At 70.4% G+C, this 18,615-nt stretch carries 15 protein-coding genes and 2 tRNA genes; 9 read left to right on the top strand and 8 right to left on the bottom strand.

What is annotated here, in order from left to right; genetic code table 11:
* Window positions 1-179 precede the first annotated feature (179 nt).
* A tRNA-Lys gene (locus ABT004_RS31395) sits at window positions 180-253 on the bottom strand.
* 234 nt (window positions 254-487) lie between these two features.
* On the opposite strand from ABT004_RS31395, the gene ABT004_RS31390 reads away from it, so the two are divergent.
* From ABT004_RS31390 to ABT004_RS31370, 5 genes are all read left to right on the top strand, one after another.
* Entirely contained in the window at window positions 488-1,777 is a 1,290-nt protein-coding gene (locus ABT004_RS31390; RefSeq protein WP_351343417.1) for a peptidoglycan-binding protein, read from the top strand.
* A gap of 98 nt (window positions 1,778-1,875) precedes the next feature.
* A complete protein-coding gene (locus ABT004_RS31385; RefSeq protein WP_351343415.1) occupies window positions 1,876-2,988 on the top strand; it encodes an SPFH domain-containing protein in 1,113 nt (370 codons plus the stop codon).
* Window positions 2,989-3,139: 151 nt separating this feature from the next.
* Complete coding sequence (locus ABT004_RS31380) at window positions 3,140-3,751, top strand: lytic polysaccharide monooxygenase auxiliary activity family 9 protein (RefSeq protein WP_351343413.1); 612 nt, start codon at window positions 3,140-3,142, stop codon at window positions 3,749-3,751.
* Between the two features lie 223 nt (window positions 3,752-3,974).
* The gene (locus ABT004_RS31375) at window positions 3,975-5,645 is read left to right on the top strand and encodes an AMP-binding protein (RefSeq protein WP_351343411.1); all 1,671 of its coding nucleotides are present in this window, start codon (window positions 3,975-3,977) and stop codon (window positions 5,643-5,645) included.
* Window positions 5,646-5,699: 54 nt separating this feature from the next.
* Window positions 5,700-5,773, top strand: a tRNA-Lys gene (locus tag ABT004_RS31370).
* A 416-nt stretch (window positions 5,774-6,189) separates the two neighbouring features.
* On the opposite strand, the gene ABT004_RS31365 is transcribed toward ABT004_RS31370, so the two are convergent.
* The 6 genes from ABT004_RS31365 to ABT004_RS31340 all read right to left on the bottom strand — a co-directional run bounded on the left by ABT004_RS31365 (window position 6,190) and on the right by ABT004_RS31340 (window position 11,787).
* The gene (locus ABT004_RS31365) at window positions 6,190-6,960 is read right to left on the bottom strand and encodes an IclR family transcriptional regulator (RefSeq protein WP_351343409.1); all 771 of its coding nucleotides are present in this window, start codon (window positions 6,958-6,960) and stop codon (window positions 6,190-6,192) included.
* A gap of 175 nt (window positions 6,961-7,135) precedes the next feature.
* A complete protein-coding gene (gene ehuA / locus ABT004_RS31360; RefSeq protein ID WP_351343407.1) occupies window positions 7,136-7,951 on the bottom strand; it encodes an ectoine/hydroxyectoine ABC transporter ATP-binding protein EhuA in 816 nt (271 codons plus the stop codon).
* Window positions 7,941-8,588, bottom strand: coding sequence for an ectoine/hydroxyectoine ABC transporter permease subunit EhuD (gene ehuD, locus ABT004_RS31355; RefSeq protein ID WP_351343405.1), 648 nt, complete (start codon window positions 8,586-8,588; stop codon window positions 7,941-7,943). Before ehuD ends, ehuA begins: the two co-directional genes overlap by 11 nt.
* A complete protein-coding gene (gene ehuC / locus ABT004_RS31350; protein ID WP_351343403.1) occupies window positions 8,585-9,328 on the bottom strand; it encodes an ectoine/hydroxyectoine ABC transporter permease subunit EhuC in 744 nt (247 codons plus the stop codon). Before ehuC ends, ehuD begins: the two co-directional genes overlap by 4 nt.
* Window positions 9,325-10,257 carry an ectoine/hydroxyectoine ABC transporter substrate-binding protein EhuB gene (gene ehuB, locus ABT004_RS31345; protein ID WP_351343401.1) on the bottom strand — a complete coding sequence of 311 codons (933 nt, stop codon included), beginning with the start codon at window positions 10,255-10,257 and terminating at the stop codon, window positions 9,325-9,327. The genes ehuC and ehuB overlap by 4 nt, the downstream gene beginning before the upstream one ends.
* A 93-nt stretch (window positions 10,258-10,350) precedes the next feature.
* Window positions 10,351-11,787, bottom strand: coding sequence for an amidase (locus ABT004_RS31340; RefSeq protein ID WP_351343399.1), 1,437 nt, complete (start codon window positions 11,785-11,787; stop codon window positions 10,351-10,353).
* A gap of 316 nt (window positions 11,788-12,103) precedes the next feature.
* Between ABT004_RS31340 and ABT004_RS31335 the strand changes: the two genes are divergently transcribed.
* The 3 genes from ABT004_RS31335 to ABT004_RS31325 all read left to right on the top strand — a co-directional run bounded on the left by ABT004_RS31335 (window position 12,104) and on the right by ABT004_RS31325 (window position 14,984).
* Complete coding sequence (locus tag ABT004_RS31335) at window positions 12,104-12,928, top strand: maleate cis-trans isomerase family protein (protein ID WP_351343397.1); 825 nt, start codon at window positions 12,104-12,106, stop codon at window positions 12,926-12,928.
* Between the two features lie 3 nt (window positions 12,929-12,931).
* A complete protein-coding gene (locus ABT004_RS31330; RefSeq protein WP_351343395.1) occupies window positions 12,932-13,663 on the top strand; it encodes a maleate cis-trans isomerase family protein in 732 nt (243 codons plus the stop codon).
* 241 nt (window positions 13,664-13,904) lie between these two features.
* The gene (locus ABT004_RS31325; protein WP_351343393.1) at window positions 13,905-14,984 is read left to right on the top strand and encodes an LLM class flavin-dependent oxidoreductase; all 1,080 of its coding nucleotides are present in this window, start codon (window positions 13,905-13,907) and stop codon (window positions 14,982-14,984) included.
* Window positions 14,985-15,002: 18 nt separating this feature from the next.
* Here the strand turns inward: ABT004_RS31325 and ABT004_RS31320 are convergent, their stop codons facing one another.
* Window positions 15,003-16,928 (bottom strand): putative bifunctional diguanylate cyclase/phosphodiesterase, encoded by a 1,926-nt coding sequence (locus ABT004_RS31320; protein ID WP_351343391.1) that lies wholly within the window; start codon window positions 16,926-16,928, stop codon window positions 15,003-15,005.
* 305 nt (window positions 16,929-17,233) lie between these two features.
* On the opposite strand from ABT004_RS31320, the gene ABT004_RS31315 reads away from it, so the two are divergent.
* Window positions 17,234-18,523 carry a M6 family metalloprotease domain-containing protein gene (locus ABT004_RS31315; protein WP_351343389.1) on the top strand — a complete coding sequence of 430 codons (1,290 nt, stop codon included), beginning with the start codon at window positions 17,234-17,236 and terminating at the stop codon, window positions 18,521-18,523.
* Window positions 18,524-18,615 lie beyond the last annotated feature (92 nt).

Genomic DNA, 18,615 nt, shown 5'->3' with positions numbered 1-18,615 from the left:
GCTTGATCCATCAAGCCCCTGCGGCGATTGAGCAGATCTTTTGAGCCCATGAGCGGGGAGTGGGCAAATCAAGCCCCTGCGGCGCTTGAGCAGCGGGGTCCGGGGCGGAGCCCCGCGGCCGCAACGACGGCGGACATGACGAAGGCCCCCCGCGGTAGCGAGAGGCCTTCGTCGTCAGGTGCGCCATCAGGGACTCGAACCCCGGACACGCGGATTAAGAGTCCGCTGCTCTAACCAACTGAGCTAATGGCGCCGGATGACCCGCACAACTTTACCCGACCCTCTGGGGTGCCTTTGACCACTCGACGCGCCGGGAGGAAGGGTGAAATCTGATGATTTCAATCATTCGGACCGTCAACATGCGATTTACCCGGACAGTTGAGACGCTTCCAGCGTGCGGAATCGAGGCTCGTTATTCCAAAGTCCGGCACCGGAGTGTGAGGGGAATCGCATGGAGCGGATGCAGCACGGGGACACGGCGGAGCCGATGGGCGCCCCGGTCTTCGAGGACATCGACCCGGCCGAGGACTGTGACTGCGCAGGCTGCGAGGCGTGGCGGCGCGCGGTGCCGTACCCGGTGCGGACCAAGGTGGGAGCCCGGCACGCCCTGGTCCTCGCCGCCGCCGCGGGCACCGTCATCGGTGGTCTCCAGACCACCCCGGCGGCCGCGGCCGAACACCACGAGGCCAGGCCGCTGACCCCGGCCCCGGGTGACGAGGCCGGCACGACACCGCAGGGCCGCGCCGGACCGCTGCACGGGGCGCCCGCCCCGACCGCCGGATCCGTGTCGATGGCCCAGGCGAAGGCTCTGCGCAAGACCTCCCGGGCCGCGATCCTCGACCGCGCCAGGACGTGGGTCGCGGCCAAGGTCCCCTACGACATGAACAAGTACTGGAAGGACGGCTACCGCCAGGACTGTTCGGGCTTCGTGTCCATGGCCTGGGGGCTGCCGGGCAACGAGTGGACCGGCTCCCTCGCCCAGTACGGCACCCGGATCACCAAGGCGCAGCTGCAACCCGGCGACATGCTGCTCTTCCACAACCCGGCCGACCCGGAGAAGGGCTCGCACGTCACGATCTTCGGCGGCTGGGCGAACGCGTCCCACACCCAGTACATGGCGTACGAGCAGACCAAGCCGGGCACGCGGGCGCAGGCCACCCCGTACGCGTACTGGAGCCACTCGAGCAGCTACGTCGCGTACCGGTACAGGGCGGTCACGGACGGCAGTTCGGGCTCGAGCGCGTCGACGACGAAGTTCCCCGGCGCCAAGTACTTCGGCCCCGGCAAGAACAACGCGTACGTGACACGGCTCGGCAAGATGCTCGTCGAGCGGGGCGGCAAGCGGTTCTACAAGGTCGGGCCGGGCCCGCAGTGGAGCGACGCCGACCGTCAGGCCACGCGTGCGTTCCAGCGTGCGCAGGGCTGGCGCGGGTCCGCGGCGGACGGCATCCCGGGGCCCACGACCTGGTCGTACCTGTCGACCGGGCAGGGGCGGAGCATCCCGGCCACCGGGAGTGGCGGCGCCGGGCAGACCGGGTCCTCCGCCTTCCCCGGCACGGCGAAGTTCCGGCCCGGCGCGGAGAACTCCGACGTCACGCGGCTCGGCAAGCAGCTCGTGAAGAAAGGATTCGGCAAGTTCTACACCAAGGGCCCCGGACCGCGCTGGAGCGAGGCGGACCGGCGCAACGTCGAGGCCTTCCAGCGGGCCCAGGGCTGGCGCGGCAAGGCGGCGGACGGCTACCCCGGCCCCGAGACCTGGCGGCGGCTGTTCTCGTGACGACCGGAACAACCGAAGGGCATCCGGCTCGCCACGGCTCCGAAACAACCGAGGGCGGGCTGCCCGCCACGGCTCGTGAACGCAACGCGGAGGGTTCCATGAGCGAAACCGACGGAGGGACGCGCGCCGCGCGGCTCATCCGCAATGAGTCCACCACCGAGATCCCGGTCCACCTCCTCTTCCGCGACGACCCGGACCCGGTCGCCGTGCCGCTGCGGCCCGCGGTGGTCACCAAGGCCCAGGTCGAGCGCTCGACCACGAAGACCCCGAACCGCCCCGCGCCCGCCCGCACTCCGCGCCGGTCCGCACCCTCCGTCGACCCCGGCCTGGAGGAGCGGTCCTGCCGGGCGCTGCCCGGCGCCCTCGGAGTGTTCGGCGGTGCGGTGGGCGCGGCCGGGGCCGCGGCCTCGCTCGGCTGGGCGGGCGCGCTGCCCCGGATCATGACCGACCATCTCGCGGGCCTCGACGCGTACATGGGCGCCGGGTTCGGGCCCGCGCAGTGGGCGGCGCTCGCCGGATCGGGCGCGCTCGCCCTGTTCGGCGTGGGCGGGCTCGCACGCGGGCGCACCGGCGGGGCCTGGGTGCTCACGCGCTTCGGCCGCTACCGCGGGAGCGTGCGCAGGGCGGGGCTGCTGTGGCTGAACCCGCTGCTCGCGCGCCGCCGGGTCGACCTGCGCCTTCGGCACTGGCGCAGCGAGCCGATGCCGGCGGTCGACACCAATGGCGAGGCGCTGCGCGTCGTCGTGCTCGTCGCCTGGCGGATCAAGGACACGGCGCGGGCGGCGCTCGGGACCGAGGACCACGAGACGTATCTGCGCGAGTGCGTGGAGACGGGCCTCGCGCGCGTGCTGTCCCGGCTGCCCGCCGTGGTCGGCGACCGGGACGCGCCCGTGCTGCGCAACGCCGAGGCACTCGGCGATCTGCTCACCCGGCGCCTCGCCGAGGACGCGGCGCCGGTCGGCATCGAGGTGTTCTCGGCGCAGCCCACACGGATCGAGTACGAGCCGGAGGTGGCCGCGGCGATGCGGCGCCGCCGGATCGCGACCCTCGACGCGCGCCGCCGCGACACGGTCCTCACCTCCGTCGTGGACTCGGTGGAGGACACGGTGACCCGGCTGACAGCGCGCGGGCTCGTCGATCTCGACGACTACGAGCGCAAGTTGCTCGTGAAGGACCTGACGGTGGCGTTCTACACGGGCCGCGGGGAGTGAGCCGCTGGGGGTGAGCGGAGGCGCTCGTGCCGGGAATTGCGATTGGTCTGGACATGCCCAACTGGCGGTCCTAGATTGTGCGTTGGTCTAGACCTGGACAATCGCTGTGCGTACGGCTTCCGGCACCCCCAACACCCCCAGGAGCGGCAGCATGCGAAAGACCTCAAGGCGTACGAAGGCGTACACGGCCCTGCTCGGCCTGACGACCGCGGGAGCGTTCGCGCTCTCCGCGGGCGGGGCCAGTGGTCACGGGTACACCGACCTGCCCGTCAGTAGACAGAAGTTGTGCGCCAACGGTGGCGTCAGCGGCTGCGGCGACATCCAGTGGGAGCCGCAGAGCGTCGAGGGGGCCAAGGGCTTCCCGGCGGCGGGGCCCGCCGATGGCAAGCTCTGTTCGGCAGGGCACGGCAACTTCAGCGCGCTCGACGCCGCCAAGCAGCCGAACGGGAATGCCTGGCCGACCACGAAGGTGACGGGCGGTCAGAGTCAGACGTTCCGCTGGCAGTTCACCGCGCGGCACTCCACCACGGACTTCCGCTACTACATCACCAAGGACGGCTGGGACCAGTCGCAGCCACTGACCCGGTCGGCGCTTCAGACGGCGCCGTTCCTCACGGTTCCGTTTAGTGGGCAGCCGCCGGCGACGTTGTCGCACTCCGGCACGTTGCCCTCCGGGAAGTCGGGGCATCATGTGATTCTCGCGGTGTGGAACGTTGCGGACACGGCGAATGCGTTCTACGCGTGCTCGGACGTGACGTTCTGAGTGGGTGGCCCCGGTGTGCCGCCCCACGGTGCGCCGGGGCCTCCGGGCCACACGCCTCCGGGCTCCGCCCCGGACCCCGCGCCTCAAACGCCGGCGGGGCTTGAAAGGCCTACTCAATCGCCGCAGGGGCTTGATTTCCTCACTCGCCGCTCATGGGCTTGAAATGCCAAGCCCTTCGCAGGGCCCTCTACATCTGACGGTGTGTCAATTACCGTTCTCCGTCATGGGAACCATGACGAGGCAGACCTTCTCGGAACTCATCCAGGGGCGCTGGGGCGACCACAGGCCCGGGCTCGCGTACGAGGACCAGGTGTTCAGTCACCACCAGGTCGCGGCCGGCGCGGCGGCCCGCGCGGCGCTTCTCGGTGAGCTGCTGCCGCGGGCGGCGGACCCCCATATCGGGCTGCTTCTCGACAACACCCCGGAATTTCCGCAGTGGTTGGGCGCCGCCGCGCTCTCCGGCGCCGCCGTCGCCGGCCTCAACCCGACCCGACGCGGCGCCGAACTCGCCCGCGACATCACGCACACGGAGTGCCGGGTCCTGGTCACCGAGCGGGCCCACCTCCCGCTGCTCGACGGGCTCGACCTGCCGGGCGTCCGGATCCTCGTGACCGACACCGGCGCCTACGAGGAGCTGCTCGCGCCGTACGAAGGGGCGAAGCCGGAGTCCGACGGTCGGGTCGGTCCCGACACCCGCATGCTGCTCTACTTCACGTCCGGGTCGACCGGGGCCCCGAAGGCGGCGCTGTGCACGCAGGGTCGGCTTGCGGCGGCCGGACAGTCCCTGGTCGCCAACTTCGGAGTCGGTGCCGACGACGTGCACTACATCTGCATGCCCCTCTTCCACGGCAACGCGGTCATCGCGGACTGGGCGCCGGCCGTCGTGGCGGGGGCGGGGGTCGCGCTCCGCCGTCGCTTCTCGGCGTCCCAATTCCTGGGCGACGTACGTCGGTTCGGTGCCACGTACTTCACCTACGTGGGCCGGGCCGTCCAGTACATCCTGGCCACCGAGGAACGGCCGGACGACCGCGACAACCCCCTCCGGGTGGGGTTCGGTACGGAGGCCGGGGCCGTGGACGCGGCGCGGTTCGAGGAACGGTTCGGGGTGCGGCTCGTCGAGGGGTACGGGTCCTCGGAGGGCGGCGCCGCGGTGCAGCGCACGTCCGGCACCCCGGCGGGGGCGATCGGCCTGGCGGCCCCCGGCAGCGATCTCGCGGTGCTCGACCCCGAGACGAAGGCGGAGTGCCCGCCGGCGCGCTTCGACGAGGGCGGGCGCCTCCTCAATGGCGCGGAGGCCATAGGGGAGCTGGTGAACCGGGGCCGTTCCCCCTTCGAGGGCTACTGGCGCAACGACGCCGCGTACGCGGAGCGGGTCCGCGAACACGGCTGGTTCTGGACCGGCGACCACTTCTACCGGGACGGCGACGGGTTCCTCTACTTCGCGGGGCGCGGCGACGACAAGATCCGCGTCGACAGCGAGAACCTCGCCCCCGCCATGATCGAGAACATCCTCGCCCGCTGGCCGGACGCGGCGGCCGTCGCGGTCTACGGGGTGCCGGATCCGGTGGCGGGTGACCAGGTGATGGCGACGGTCGCGCTCCGCGAGGGCCGCGCCTTCGACCCGGCCCGCCTCGACGCCTTCCTCCGCTCCCAGCCCGACCTCGGTACGAAGATGGCGCCCCGGTTCGTCCGGGTGGTGGAGCGGATGCCGGTCACCGCGACGAACAAGGTGCGGCGGGGGGAGCTGCGCCGCGAGGGCTTCTGGGGCGGCGGCGACCTGTGGTGGCACCCGCCGGGCGCCCCCGGCTACCGCCGCCTGACCACCGACGACCACGTGGGCCTGACGGCGCAGTACCGGGAACGCGGCCGCGCGAATCTCCTCACGCCCCCGTGACACCGGTGGTCAAAAGCACCCCCAGGGGCCGGGTAGTATTTACCTCGTCAACCGGCGCCATTAGCTCAGTTGGTTAGAGCAGCGGACTCTTAATCCGCGTGTCCGGGGTTCGAGTCCCTGATGGCGCACTTGAAGACGAAGGCCCTCCGCAAGCGCGGGGGGCCTTTGCCGTGCGCTCGGGGTCACCCCGGCGCCGGCAGGCGCGGCTGGGGGTCCGGGGGTTATCCGCCGGGGAATACAGCATCCGCGTGTCCGGGGTTCGAGTCCCTGATGGCGCACCTGAAGACGAAGGCCTCTCGCTACGGCGGGGGCCTTCGTCATGTCCGCCGTCGTTGCGGCCGCGGGGCTCCGCCCCGGACCCCGCGGCTCAAGCGCCGCAGGGGCTTAAAAGATCTGCTCAAGCGCCGCAGGGGTTTGATAGATCAAGCCCTGCCGGTGAATGACGCGCTGGGGCTGGAATGGCCCACTTCCCAGCCCCGCCGACGATTGAGGCGCGGGGTCCGGGGCGGAGCCCCGGGTGCGCAGTCACGGTGCCGGTGTGGGGTCAGATGGCCAGGGACAGGAGGACCGGCGCCGCCTCCTTGTTGAGCTGATGTGCCGCGTCGTGCAAACGGTGCGCATGCTCCAGCGGCAGCGAAAGCGCCAGGCACCCCACCGCCGCCCCCGCCGTAATGGGAACCGCCGCGCACACCGTGCCCACCGCGTACTCCTGAAGATCGAGCACCGGCACCGTCGACGGCTGCGCCGCGAGCCGGGACAGCAGCACCTTCTCGCTGGTGATCGTGCGCGAGGTGAGCCGCGCCATCTTGTGGCGGGAGAGGTGGTCGCGCCGCCCGTTCATGTCCAGCTGGCCCAGGAGGCTCTTGCCGATCGCGCTCGCGTGCGCCGAGACGCGGAAGTCCACCCACTCGTTGACCGCGGGCGTCTGCGGCCCCGTCGCGATCTGCGTGATCCGGATCTCCCCGTCGACGTAACGGCTCATGTAGACCGCCGCGCCCACGTCGTCCCGCAGTCGGTCGAGCGTGATCTGGAGCTTGGCCGTGAGCGCGGCCGCCTGGCCCTCGGCGGCGCCGAGCCGGGTCAGGGTCTCGCCGGTGACGTACGCCCCGTCGGCGACCTGCTGGACGTACCCCTCGCGGCGCAGCATGCGCAGCAGGGCCGTCAGCTGGTCGGCGGGCAGCCCGGTGGCGCTCGCCAGCTCCGTGTCGGTGATGCCCTTGCCCCGGTGCGCGACGGTCTCCAGTACGCGCAACGCGTGCTGCACCGCCTCGTGCGGCTGGTGCGGGGTCGCACCCTGCTCGTGCTTCAGCGCCACGGTTCTTCCCCCTGCATGGACCGGTTCCGGACAGCTGGGCTGGAGTCCACGATAGCCGCCAACACCCCCTTTGGGGGCGGTGGTTGGGGAGATTGGTGGCGCGCCCCATGCCTCTCAGCAGGAACGCGCCACCATGGCATATGCCAAAGTCATGCACCACTCGGTGAGCGGCTGGTCACAGCACGGCGCTCAGGAATTCCTGGGTGCGCTCGTGCTCCGGCTCGCTGAAGATCTTCTCCGGCGAACCGGACTCGATGATGCGCCCCGAGTCGAACATCAGGACCTGGTCCGAGATGTCGCGGGCGAAGCTCATCTCGTGCGTGACGCACAGCATGGTGATGTCCGTGGTGCGCGCGATGTCACGAAGGACGTCGAGCACCCCCGCCACCAACTCCGGGTCGAGCGCCGACGTGACCTCGTCCAGGAGCAGCACCTGCGGCCGCATCGCCAGCGCGCGGGCGATCGCCACACGCTGCTGCTGGCCGCCGGAGAGCTGCGAGGGGTACGCCTCGCATCGGTCGCCGAGCCCGACCATGTCGAGCAGCTCCTTGGCCCGCTGCTCCGCCTCGTCCTTGGACAGGCCGAGCACATTGACCGGGGCCTCGGTGATGTTGCGCAGCACGTTCATGTTCGGGAACAGGTTGAACTGCTGGAAGACCATCCCGATGTTCTTGCGGATCTCGCGGATGTGCTTCTCGCCGGCCTGGACGAGCTTGCCGTCCTTCTGCTCGTGCGTGAGGTAGTCGCCGCCCACCTTGATGGTGCCCTCGTCGGGCTTCATCAGCGTCATCAGGAGCCGCAGGATCGTGGTCTTGCCGGATCCGGACGGGCCGATCAGCGTGACGTGCTTGCCGGAGTCGACGGAGAAGTCCAGGTTGTCGAGCACGGTGTTGCTGCCGAACCGCTTGGTGACCTTGTCGAAGCGGATGAGCTCGCTGCCGTCGACGGCAGGATTGGGAGTTTCCTGGGAAGTGCTGCTGTCAGCGGACAAGACGACGCTCCAAAACTCGCAGAAGAAGAGAGGCCGGGTAGGCGATGACGATGAAGGCGACACCGACGATGCTGATGGCCTCGAAGGTGAAGGTGGTCTGGCTGAAGCCCTGGGCCTCGCCCAGCATGTCCAGCGCGCCGATCGCCATGATCTGCGGCGATTCCTTCAACATGACGATCACGTAGTTGCCGAGCGCGGGAATCACCCTGCGCACGGCCTGCGGCAGGATCACCGCGCGCCAGGTGCGGCCCTTGGACAGGCTGAGCGCCGTGGCCGCCTCCCACTGGCCGACGGGCACGCCCTCGATGCCCGCCCGGTAGACCTCGGACGTGTACGTCGAGTAGTGCAGGCCGAGCCCGACGATGCCGGTGGTCAGCGGGGACATCGAGATGCCCATGGAAGGAACGACGTAGAAGAGGAAGAACAGCTGCACCAGGAGCGGGGTGTTGCGGATGAACTCGGTGAGCACCGTCACCGGCCAGCTGATCCACTTCTGCTCCGAGCGCTGGGCGATCGCCCACACCAGGCCGAGGACGAAGGCGATGATCGCGCCCCAGACGAGGGCCTGGAGCGTGACGAGTACGCCGTCCCAGAACTGCGGCATGAAGTCCGCGACGTTGGACCAGTCCCAGTTCACTTGGCACCTCCGGCACCGGTGACGGCGTCGATCGTCGACTTGGAGCGCATACCGCCGAGGAACACGCGCAGTCCGCCCTGCTCGGGCGCCTGGCCGACGCGGTTCTTGGCGTGCCGCTCAAGCAGGCGCATGAGGCGGGTGAAGACGAAGGCGAACACGAAGTACAGGACCAGCAGCAGCGTGTAGACCGGCGCGCTGTCACCGGAGACGAGCCGCTTGAGGTTGCCCGCGAACGTCATGTCGGCCACCGCGATGAGGGACACAAGCGAGGTTCCCTTGAGCAGCTCGATCAGCAGGTTGTTGAACGGCGGGATCATCTCCGGCCAGGCCTGCGGGATCTCGATGCGGCGCAGGCGCTGGGTGCGCGTGAAGTTGAGGGCGATGCCCGCCTCGCGCTGCGCGGGCGGCACCGCGGCGAGTGCGCCGCGCACGATCTCCGAACCGTAGGCGCCGTAGGTGATGCTGAGCGCCAGGATGCCCGCGAACATCGGCTGGAAGCTGATCTGGAACAGCATCGGCACGGTGAACGCGATCCAGAACATGAAGACCAGTGAGGACGTGCTGCGGAAGATCTCGAAGTACGCCCCGGACAGGAAGCGCACGATCCATACGTTGGACGTGCGCAGGACGCCGATGATGAACGCGACGACGAAGGCGATGACCGCGCTGAGGATCGTGACCTCGAGCGTGATCCAGATACCCGGCAGGAACCAGTTCTCGAAGAACTTGGCGGACATCATGAGGCGGCTCCCTTGGCAGGAGGGCAGAGTTTCTCGACCGTGAGGTCGGTCATCTCCTTCTCGGTGAAGCCGAAGGGCCGCATGATGCGCAGGAGTTCACCGCTGTCCTTGAGCTTGTGCAGCTCCTTGTTGAAAGCGTCGCGCAGGCTCTTCTCCGACTTCCGGAACGCGAATCCGCCTGCTCCGTAGACCGGCTTTCCGTCCACGTAGGGCTGGAAGGGCTCGACGGCCTCGACCCCGCTCTTGCCCTTGATCACCGTGCGGACCGTGACGGCCGTGCCGGCGAAGGCGTCGACCCTGCCCTGGCGCACGGCGTCGAGCCCGGCGACCTGGTCGGGCAGGATCAGCATGTCCTTGATGCCCAGGGCCTTGGCGGTATCGATCTCCGCGTAGGCCGTGCCCGTCGCGAACTTCAGCTTCTTGTCCGCGATTTCCTTGTACGTCTTGATGCCGTGCGGGTTTCCCTTGCGCACGATGAACGAGTCGGGCATCAGATAGTCCGGATCCGAGAACAGCACCTGCGCACAGCGGTCCGGGTTGATGTACATCCCCGCCGACACCACATCGAACTGCTGCGCTTGGGTGAGCCCGGGAATCAGCGCGCTGAACTGCGTCGGCACCGCTTTCACCTTGGGCACCCCGAGGCGCGGGAAAATCACCTTGGCGATCGCCGGCGCCTCTCCCGTGACCTCGCCGTTCTCGTCGATGTAGCCGAACGGGACCTCGCCCGCCACACCGATCTTGACCTCGCCCGCGTCGCGCATCCGGTCCAGCAGGTCCCCGCCCTCGACCTTCCCCTCCTCCGGCACGCGGGAGCAGGCCGCGGTGCCGAACACACCCAGCGCCGCCGCTCCCGCACCGTAGAGCAGAGAGCGGCGGCGTACTGGTCTGGCGATGAATCCCTCATTGTTACCAAGTGGTGGAGCCATGGCGCGCCATTACCCGAAGCCCCGAGAGGTATGCCTATCGTTTTCAGCCCTTGATAAAGCCGAGACCTGAATTCATAGCAATACGGCCATATCCTAACTTCGCGCGATTCGGGCCGTGTTGGGAGTGGAGTGACTCGCCACTCCGGCCTCGTAGAACGCGTGCGCACTCCTGAGTACGAGATCGTCCCTGTGCCGCGCGGCCACGAGCTGGAGGCCGACCGGAAGTCCGTCCCCGTCGAACCCCACGGGCACGGAGGCGGCGGGCTGTTGGGTCAGGTTGAAGGGGTACGTGAACGGGGTCCAGCCCGTCCACCGGTGCAGCCCGGAGCCCCCCGGAACCTCAACTCCCGCCTCGAACGCGGTGATCGGCACCGTCGGCGTCACCAACAGGTCGTACGTCGAGTGGAAGGCGCCCATCCGCCGCCCGAGTTCCATCCGCGCGTCGACCGCCGCCAGGTAGTCGAGCGCGCTGTACCGGGCGCCCCGGGCGCATATCTCCCGCAGTCCGGGGTCGAGCAACTGTCGCCTGGACGCCGGGAGATGCTGCACCACGCGGGCCGCCCCGCTGAACCACAGCGTGTGGAATGCCTCGACCGCACCCGCGCCGTGCCCGACCTGGATGGCCGGATCCACCTCCTCCACATAGGCACCGAGCTCGGCGAGCCGCGTCACCGCCGCGCGCACCACCGCTGCGACGTCGGGCCGCACCGCCACCTGCCCGCCCAGCGTCGGCGAGTACGCGACCCGCAGCCCGCGCACCCCGCCGTGCAGCGCCTCCCGGAAGCCGCCGAACGGCGGCCCGGAGGCCGACCAGTCCCGCGCGTCGGGGCCCGAGATCACATCCATCATGAGCGCCGCGTCGGCCGCCGTGCGGGCCAGCGGCCCCACGTGCGACAGCGTCCCGAACGCGGACGCCGGGTACAGCGGCACCCGCCCGTACGTCGGCTTGAGGCCGAAGATCCCGCAGAAGGACGCCGGGATCCGCACCGAACCCCCGCCGTCCGTACCGAGCGACAGCGGCCCCGCCCCCACCGCGACCGCCGCCGCGCTCCCGCCGCTCGAACCACCCGCCGTACGCGATGTGTCGTACGGATTGCGGGTCGCGCCGGACAGCGGCGAGTCGGTCACGCCCTTCCAGCCGAACTCGGGTGTCGTCGTCTTGCCGACGAGGACCGCGCCCTGCTCGCGCAGCCGGGCCACGGAGGGGGAGTCCTCGTCCCAATTCCCTTCTGTGGAGACGGTTTTGGAGCCGCGCAGCGTCGGCGCGCCCTTCTGCAACAGGATGTCCTTCACCGACACCGGCACCCCGTCGACCAGGCCCGTCGGCCCGCCCTCGCGCCACCGCCGCGAGCTCTCCTCCGCCTGGGCGAGCGCCCTCTCCGCGTCGACCCGTACGAAGGCGTTCAGCGCCGGGTCCGTCTCCTCGATCCTCGCGAGCACGGCGCGCGTCGCGTCGACCGGACTGAACTCTCCCTTGCGATATCCCTCGATGAGGTCCTGCGCGGTCAGTCCGATGAGCTCGCCCGTCATCCGCCCTCCAGCACCAGTGCTCGCGTTACGTTGCCGGGGGCCTACCCAGGATCACCTCGTGACGCACGGACATCGCGGGGAAACCGTCCGGCAATGAAGATCCGTTTTCCTGGACGCGAGAAGTCGGGAGGGTCCACAACACCTGCCGACATGTGCGGATTGACCCCGCAGGCACCGGAACCTACCGTCGACAACAGAGGTACTCAACCGGGTTCCTGCACCTTGTTTCGCGCTGTCGCTGTCCCGACGTCCCGGCGGTTCGCCGGCTCAAGCACCACACCGGCATTGATCAGTCAGCTGAACATGGGGCCTGCTCATGGACGTCTCATTCCTGGGGGGACCGAAACCGCAGCGCGGTGTGGGCGTCGTCGCCCCGTTCGACTTCGCTCTCGACCGCGAGCTGTGGCGCTGGGTGCCCGACCACGTCTCCCTCCACCTCACCCGTACTCCATTCGTGCCCGTCGAGGTCGGTCTCGATCTGGCGCGCCTGGTCAGCGAGCACGAGACGCTCGGCGAGGCGGTGCGCGCGCTCGGCGCCACCGGTCCTGAAGTCCTCGCGTACGCCTGCGCCTCCGGCAGCTTCGTCGGCGGTGTCGCGGGGGAGCGGGCGCTCTGCGCGGCGATGCGGCGGGCCGGCGAACTGCCCGCCGTCACCACGTCGGGCGCCATGCTCGAGGCCCTGGCCGAGGTGGGCGCGCGCCGCGTCGCACTCGTCACCCCCTATACGCGCTCGGTCACCGAATCGCTGGAGGAGTATCTGGCGGAGGCGGGCATCACGGTCACCGGGCGGGCCTTCCTCGGACTGACCCGGCACATCTGGAAGGTGCCCTACCGGGACGTGGCGGAGATGGCCAGGGAAGCGGGGCGCTCCGGGGCCGACGCGCTCTTCATCAGCTGCACCAACCTGCCGACGTACGACGTCATCCCGCAGCTCGAGGCGGAGCTGCGGATCCCGGTGATCTCGGCCAATCAGGCCACGATGTGGGCAGCACTCGCCCGACTGGGTACCCGTGCCGTGGGCCCCTACCAGGCGCTGCTCGATCCGGCGGCGCGGGTGTGGCCCCCGGCGGAGCTGCCGCAGGCGATGCCTCCGGAGGATCTGCCGAGGGAACGGTCGAAGGAACAGGAAGGGTGGGCGTAGGACATGACCTCGCTGGGATTTCTGTACCCCGGACACTCCGCGGAGGACGACTATCCGCGTATCGAGATGCTGATCGACAGCGATGTGCGGCTGTCCGTCGTCCACACCGACATCGGAGAGGACGCGCACCGTGTCGACGCGCTGCTGGAGATGGGCGCGCCCGACCGCCTCGCCGCGGGCGTCGAGGAGCTGCGGCTCTCCGGCGCGGAGGCGGTGGTCTGGGCGTGCACGTCCGGAAGCTTCGTCTTCGGCTGGGACGGCGCGCACGAGCAGGTCCGCGGGCTCGCGATGGCGGCGGGGCTGCCCGCCTCCAGTACGTCCTTCGCCTTCGCGCACGCGTTGCGGGAGGTGCGGGCGCGGCGGGTGGCGGTCGCCGCGACGTATCCGGAGGACGTGGCGGACCACTTCGCCGCGTTCCTGAAGGCGGCCGGGGCGGAGGTGGCCTCGGTCCGGGGGAGCGGGATCGTCACGGCGGCCGAGGTGGGGACGTGGGGGTGGGACGAGGTGCGGGCGATGGCCCGTGCGGGTGACCACGCCGACGCGGAGGCGGTGCTTTTGCCGGACACGGCGTTGCACACGGCGGCGTATGTCCGGGACCTGGAGGCGGACCTCGGTAAGCCGGTACTCACCGCCAACCAGGTCACAGTGTGGGAGTCCTTGCGCCTGGTCGACCGCCGGGTCAACGCGCCGGCCCTGGGCGCGCTCTTCACGAAGGAGCCGCTGGTCCAGGTGTGACGCCACGGGGCTCCGCCCCGGACCCCGCGCCTCAATCGCCGGCGGGGCTTGATCTATCAAGCCCCTGCGGCGCTTGAGCAGGCCCGTCCGGCAGGACACTGTTCAGCCCCTCCGGCGATTGAGCAGGCCCGTCCGGCAGGACTTTCGGGAAGGGGTGGGGTGGGGGAATAAAGCGGAGTAGGCCTCCGTTACGCAGGGGTCGAGCCACCCACCCGTAACAAACGTATTCGCAGGAGGACCCGTGATCCGCGGCGCAGCCCTCGGGACCGCACCCACCCCGCTCTCCGTCCTGGACCTGGTCACCGTCGGAGCGGGTCGCACGGCCACCGACGCCCTCCGCACCAGCGTCGACATCGCCCGCCTCGCCGAGTCCCGCGGCTACCACCGCTACTGGGTCGCCGAGCACCACTCGATGCCGGGCGTCGCCTCCAGCAGCCCCGCCGTGATCCTGGCCCACCTGGCCGCCCACACGGACCGCATCCGCCTCGGCTCCGGTGGCGTCATGCTCCCGAACCACGCCCCGCTCGTGATCGCGGAACAGTTCGGCACGCTGGAAGCGATGGCCCCGGGCCGCGTCGACCTCGGCCTCGGCCGCGCCCCCGGCACCGACGGCGCCACCGCCGCCGCCCTGCGCCGCTCGGACCGCCTGAACGAGGGCGCGGACGACTTCCCGCAGCAGCTCGTCGAGCTCACCCGCTTCCTCGACGACGACTTCCCCGACGGCCACCCGTACTCCCGGATCCACGCCGTCCCCGGCCCCGTCCAGGCCACCTCCCCCGGCGGCGTACAGGACCCGAACCGCCCGCCGGTCTGGCTGCTCGGCTCCTCCGGCTTCAGCGCCCGGCTTGCCGCGACCCTCGGCCTCCCGTTCGCCTTCGCGCACCACTTCTCGGCGCAGAACACCATCCCGGCGCTCGACCTGTACCGCGAGAACTTCCGTCCGTCCGAGCTGCTCTCCGAGCCCTACGCCGTCATCGGCGTCTCGGCCCTCGCGACGGACGACGACGGCACGGAGGCCCGCCGCCAGGTCCTCGCGGCCGCCCTCAACATGGTCCGGCTGCGCACCGGCCGTCCCGGCCTCGTCCCGACCCCCGAAGAGGCCGAGGCGTACCAGTTCAACGAGATGGAGCAGGAGTTCATCAACTCCTGGAACTCCAACGTCATCCACGGCACCCCCGACGAGGTCCGCGCCGGCCTCGACGACCTGCAAAAGCGCACGGGCGCGGACGAGTTGATGCTCACGGCCAACGCCCACGGCGGCGACGTACGCCTGCGTTCCTACGAACTCATCGCGGACGCCTACGGGTTGCCGCGCGCCTGACGCGGTAGCGGCGGCGGATCATCCGCGCTCCGCGAGGAGCCCGGAGATGCGATCCGCCGCCACCGGCCGCGAGTAGAGCCACCCCTGCCCGGTGTCGCACCCGAGCCGGCGCAGCCGCTCCGCCTGCTCCGCCGTCTCCACGCACTCGGCGGTCACGGTGAGCCCGAGCCGGTGCGCCAACTGCACGAGCGCCTCGACGATCATCGCGTCCGCCGGCTCCGCGGGCGCGGTCCCGTCACCCTGGAACCCCCGCACGAACGCCCCGTCGAGCTTGAGCACCGACACCGGCAGCCGGCTGAGGTACGCGAGGTTGGAGTACCCGGTGCCGAAGTCGTCGATGGCGATGCGCACCCCCATGTCGCTCAGCGCCCTGAGCGCCTGCAACGGCCGGCCCGTCGGCCCCATCACGGCGGACTCGATCAGCTCCAACTGGAGGAGTTCCGGCGGGAGTCCGGTCTCGGCGAGGATCTGCGCGACGTCGGACACCAGGTCCGAGTCCCACATCTGACGCACCGCCACATTGACGCTCATGAACACCGGCCGCGCCTCGGGGTGCTCCACCTGCCAGCGCCGCGCCTGCGCGCACGCCGTCCGCAGCACCCACCGCCCCAACTCCACGATGGAGCCGTCCTCTTCGGCCAGTGCGATGAACCGATTCGGCGCCAGTAGGCCGAATTGCGGGTGCCGCCAGCGCACCAGCGCCTCGACGCCGCGCAGCGCACCGTCCGCCATCTCCACCAACGGCTGGTACTCCAGGGTGAATTCACCCCGGTCGACCGCGGGCCGCAGGCTCGACGACAGGGCCTGACGGGTCATCCGGTGGGCGTTGCGCTCCGGATCGAAGAAGGTCCAGCGGGCCTTGCCGTCCGCCTTCGCCCAGTACAGCGTGGTGTCGGCCGCCTGCATCAGGGCCGTCGTGCTGGTGCCCGTGACCTGCCGCTCGACCACGCCGATGGAGGCGGACACCGACACCTGGTGACCGGCCAGGTCGAAGGGCTCCCGCAGCGCGTCGAGCACCGCGCGGGCGAGCGCGGCCAGCTGCTCCGTACCGGTGGAGTCCTCGACGAGCAGCGCGAACTCGTCCCCGCCGAGCCGGGCCACCAGCGGGGCGCCCGTGGCGTTCTGCGCATGGTCCGCGCAGTGCGTGAGCCGCTCGGCGACGGCGACGAGCAGCCGGTCGCCGACGGGATGCCCGAGCGAGTCGTTGACCGCCTTGAACCCGTCGAGATCGAGCAGACAGAGCCCCACCCGCCCGGTCGCCCCCGCACTCTCGTACGCCCCTGGGCTCTCGTACGCTCCCGTCTCCAGGGCGGTGCAGACGCGCTCGAAGAACAGGGCGCGATTGGGCAGCCGGGTCAGCGGATCGTGCAGCTCCAGGTGGTGCAGCCGGTCCTGGAGACCGCGGTGCGCGGTGATGTCGCCGAGCGAGAGCAGCACCGCCTCCGCGTCCGGGAGCGGTGACACCGTGACGCGCAGCCACATCGAGTGGCCCGAGGGGTGCTTGAGGCGGCGGGTGCGGCTGAGCCGGGCCTGCCGCCCGCGCAGGATCTCCTGGTAGGCGTCCGCGGTGCGCGGGTCCGAGTGCAGGTCGACCAGTTCGTCGACAGCGCGGCCGATGAGCTGCCGGGCACCTCCGCCGGTGTTCTCCTCGCACAGCAGGGCGCACGCGGCGTCGTTGGCGCCGCGAATCACGCCGGCGCGATCGACGACCGCCATGGCCAGCGGCGACGTCGCGAAGGCCGACCGCACGCCGTCACTTTCCGTGATGCCCAAGGGCTCTGTGATCACTGAGGGCTCTGTGCTGACCGAGGGCTCTGTGGCCTCTGAGTTCGCGGAGTTCTCGGAGGTCTCCGTGAACCCCCGGAACTCCGCGAGGGGGTCGTGGCGCAGGCCGGGCGGGGCCACCCAGTGCGCGGTCGTGGGCCCTTCGGGCTGTGCGCTCACCGCTCGCTCCCGTGGTGCGTCGGATGGTTGCGTGATCTGCTGCGGCCGGGTCCCGGCAGGAAAGTGTGCCGATCATAGGGCCAGGTCGAACGGCCTATCCAGCCTGGATCACGGGGTGCGTGGGTTCCGGGCCGCCGCGCCCGCCCCGGTAGATCGTTTCTGCTCGCTGCTGCCCCACCTCCTGTCGCTCCCCGATCGCGGCCGATCGTCTGTGACGTTCCGTTATCGGCTGGAGTGTCGTGCGCTCACTCATCCGGGCCAGATAAACAGGGCATAGCACATCAAATGCCAACACTCTGGGTTCGGTGTCCCGCATTCCCGTCCCGGAGGTCGACTTGCCGCGTCCGCAGCCACTCGGGGGAGTGGCCACGCCACGCCCGCGCGCACTCGCGGCGGCGCTCACCGCCTTCGCCGCCGTGGCCGCCATGGGACTCCTCGCCGGTCCGGCCTCGGCCGTTCCGTTCGCGGGGCCGTGCGCCCTGGAGCGCACTCCGGCGCACCACTCCGAGGGCCTGGACACCTGGAATCCGGCGTACTCGAAGCCCGAGAAGACCCTCAACGCCGTGATGGTCTTCCTCTCGTTCCCCGACTCGCGGCCGCTGGCCACGCCGGACGAGCTGGCCTCCGACTACTTCCCGGCCACCAGCCGCTTCTTCGACCGGGCCTCGTACGGAAAGTTCTCCCTGGTCCCGCATCCGCAGCGGCGGTGGACCCGGATGCCGCACGCATCGACCACGTACGCCATACAGCGCGACTGGGACGCCGCGCACCGCAGCGCATATCTGCAAGATGCCCTGAAGGCGGCGGATCCGCACACGGACTTCAGTAAGTACGACGTCGTCTACTTCGTCGCAGACCCGGACGCGCCCGGCGTCGACTCCGACGCGACGAAGGTCGTGAACTTCGACCGGCCGATGCGCGCGGACGGCACGGACATCCGTCGCATCGTGACCGTCTTCGAGCGCCATCCGCCGGACCGGAACGTCCTCGCGCACGAGACCGGTCACGTCTTCGACCTGCCCGACCTCTACCACCGGCCCACCGACGGCAAGGGGGACTGGGACACGTACGTCGGGGACTGGGACGTCATGGGCAGCCAGTTCGGCCTGTCGCCGGATCTGTTCGGCTGGCACAAGTGGAAGCTGGGGTGGCTGGAGCGGCGGCAGGTGGCGTGTGTGAAGCGGAGTGGTGAGACGCGGTTGACGCTGGAGCCGTTGAGTTCGGGGGAGCGGGGGGCGGGGGCGCCGTTCGGTACGGGGGGTGGCACCAAGCTCGCCGTCATTCGTACGGGGGTCGACAGTGCCATCGCGCTCGAGGCGCGGGGTGGGTCCGGCAATGATGCGGCGACCTGTAGTCGGGGTGTCCTCGTGTACCGCGTACGCAGCGACTCCTCGTCCGGGGGCGGGCCCATGGAGGTCCTGGACGCGCATCCCCGTACGGAGGCCTGTTACGGCGAGTCCGTCTACCCGCCCCTGGCCGACGCGCCCGTGGGGGTGGGGGAGACCTTCACGGTGCCGGGCGACGACATCCGCGTCGAGGCGGAGGGCCGGACGGCGTCGGGGGCGTGGACGGTGCGGGTGACGACGTCGGGTTGATCGTGCACCGGCACCGTCGTTGCGGTCGCGGGGGGGGGGGGGGGGGGGGGGGGGGCGCGGCGCGGGCGGCGCCGGGGCGCCAAAACAACAAC

This window comes from Streptomyces sp. NPDC002790 (assembly GCF_040295505.1).
GTDB lineage: Bacteria > Actinomycetota > Actinomycetes > Streptomycetales > Streptomycetaceae > Streptomyces.
Note: the sequence above shows the minus strand (reverse complement) of the source record. Positions and strands in the feature narration are given on the sequence as shown.

Coding starts and splice junctions, on each gene's coding strand:
- ABT004_RS31385 (WP_351343415.1), top strand. CDS start 1,876: ATGAGCGAAACCGACGGAGGGACGCGCGCCGCGCGGCTCATCCGCAAT.
- ehuC (WP_351343403.1), bottom strand. CDS start 9,328: ATGATGTCCGCCAAGTTCTTCGAGAACTGGTTCCTGCCGGGTATCTGG.
- ABT004_RS31375 (WP_351343411.1), top strand. CDS start 3,975: ATGGGAACCATGACGAGGCAGACCTTCTCGGAACTCATCCAGGGGCGC.
- ABT004_RS31380 (WP_351343413.1), top strand. CDS start 3,140: ATGCGAAAGACCTCAAGGCGTACGAAGGCGTACACGGCCCTGCTCGGC.
- ABT004_RS31335 (WP_351343397.1), top strand. CDS start 12,104: ATGGACGTCTCATTCCTGGGGGGACCGAAACCGCAGCGCGGTGTGGGC.
- ABT004_RS31390 (WP_351343417.1), top strand. CDS start 488: ATGGGCGCCCCGGTCTTCGAGGACATCGACCCGGCCGAGGACTGTGAC.
- ABT004_RS31330 (WP_351343395.1), top strand. CDS start 12,932: ATGACCTCGCTGGGATTTCTGTACCCCGGACACTCCGCGGAGGACGAC.
- ehuB (WP_351343401.1), bottom strand. CDS start 10,257: ATGGCTCCACCACTTGGTAACAATGAGGGATTCATCGCCAGACCAGTA.
- ABT004_RS31340 (WP_351343399.1), bottom strand. CDS start 11,787: ATGACGGGCGAGCTCATCGGACTGACCGCGCAGGACCTCATCGAGGGA.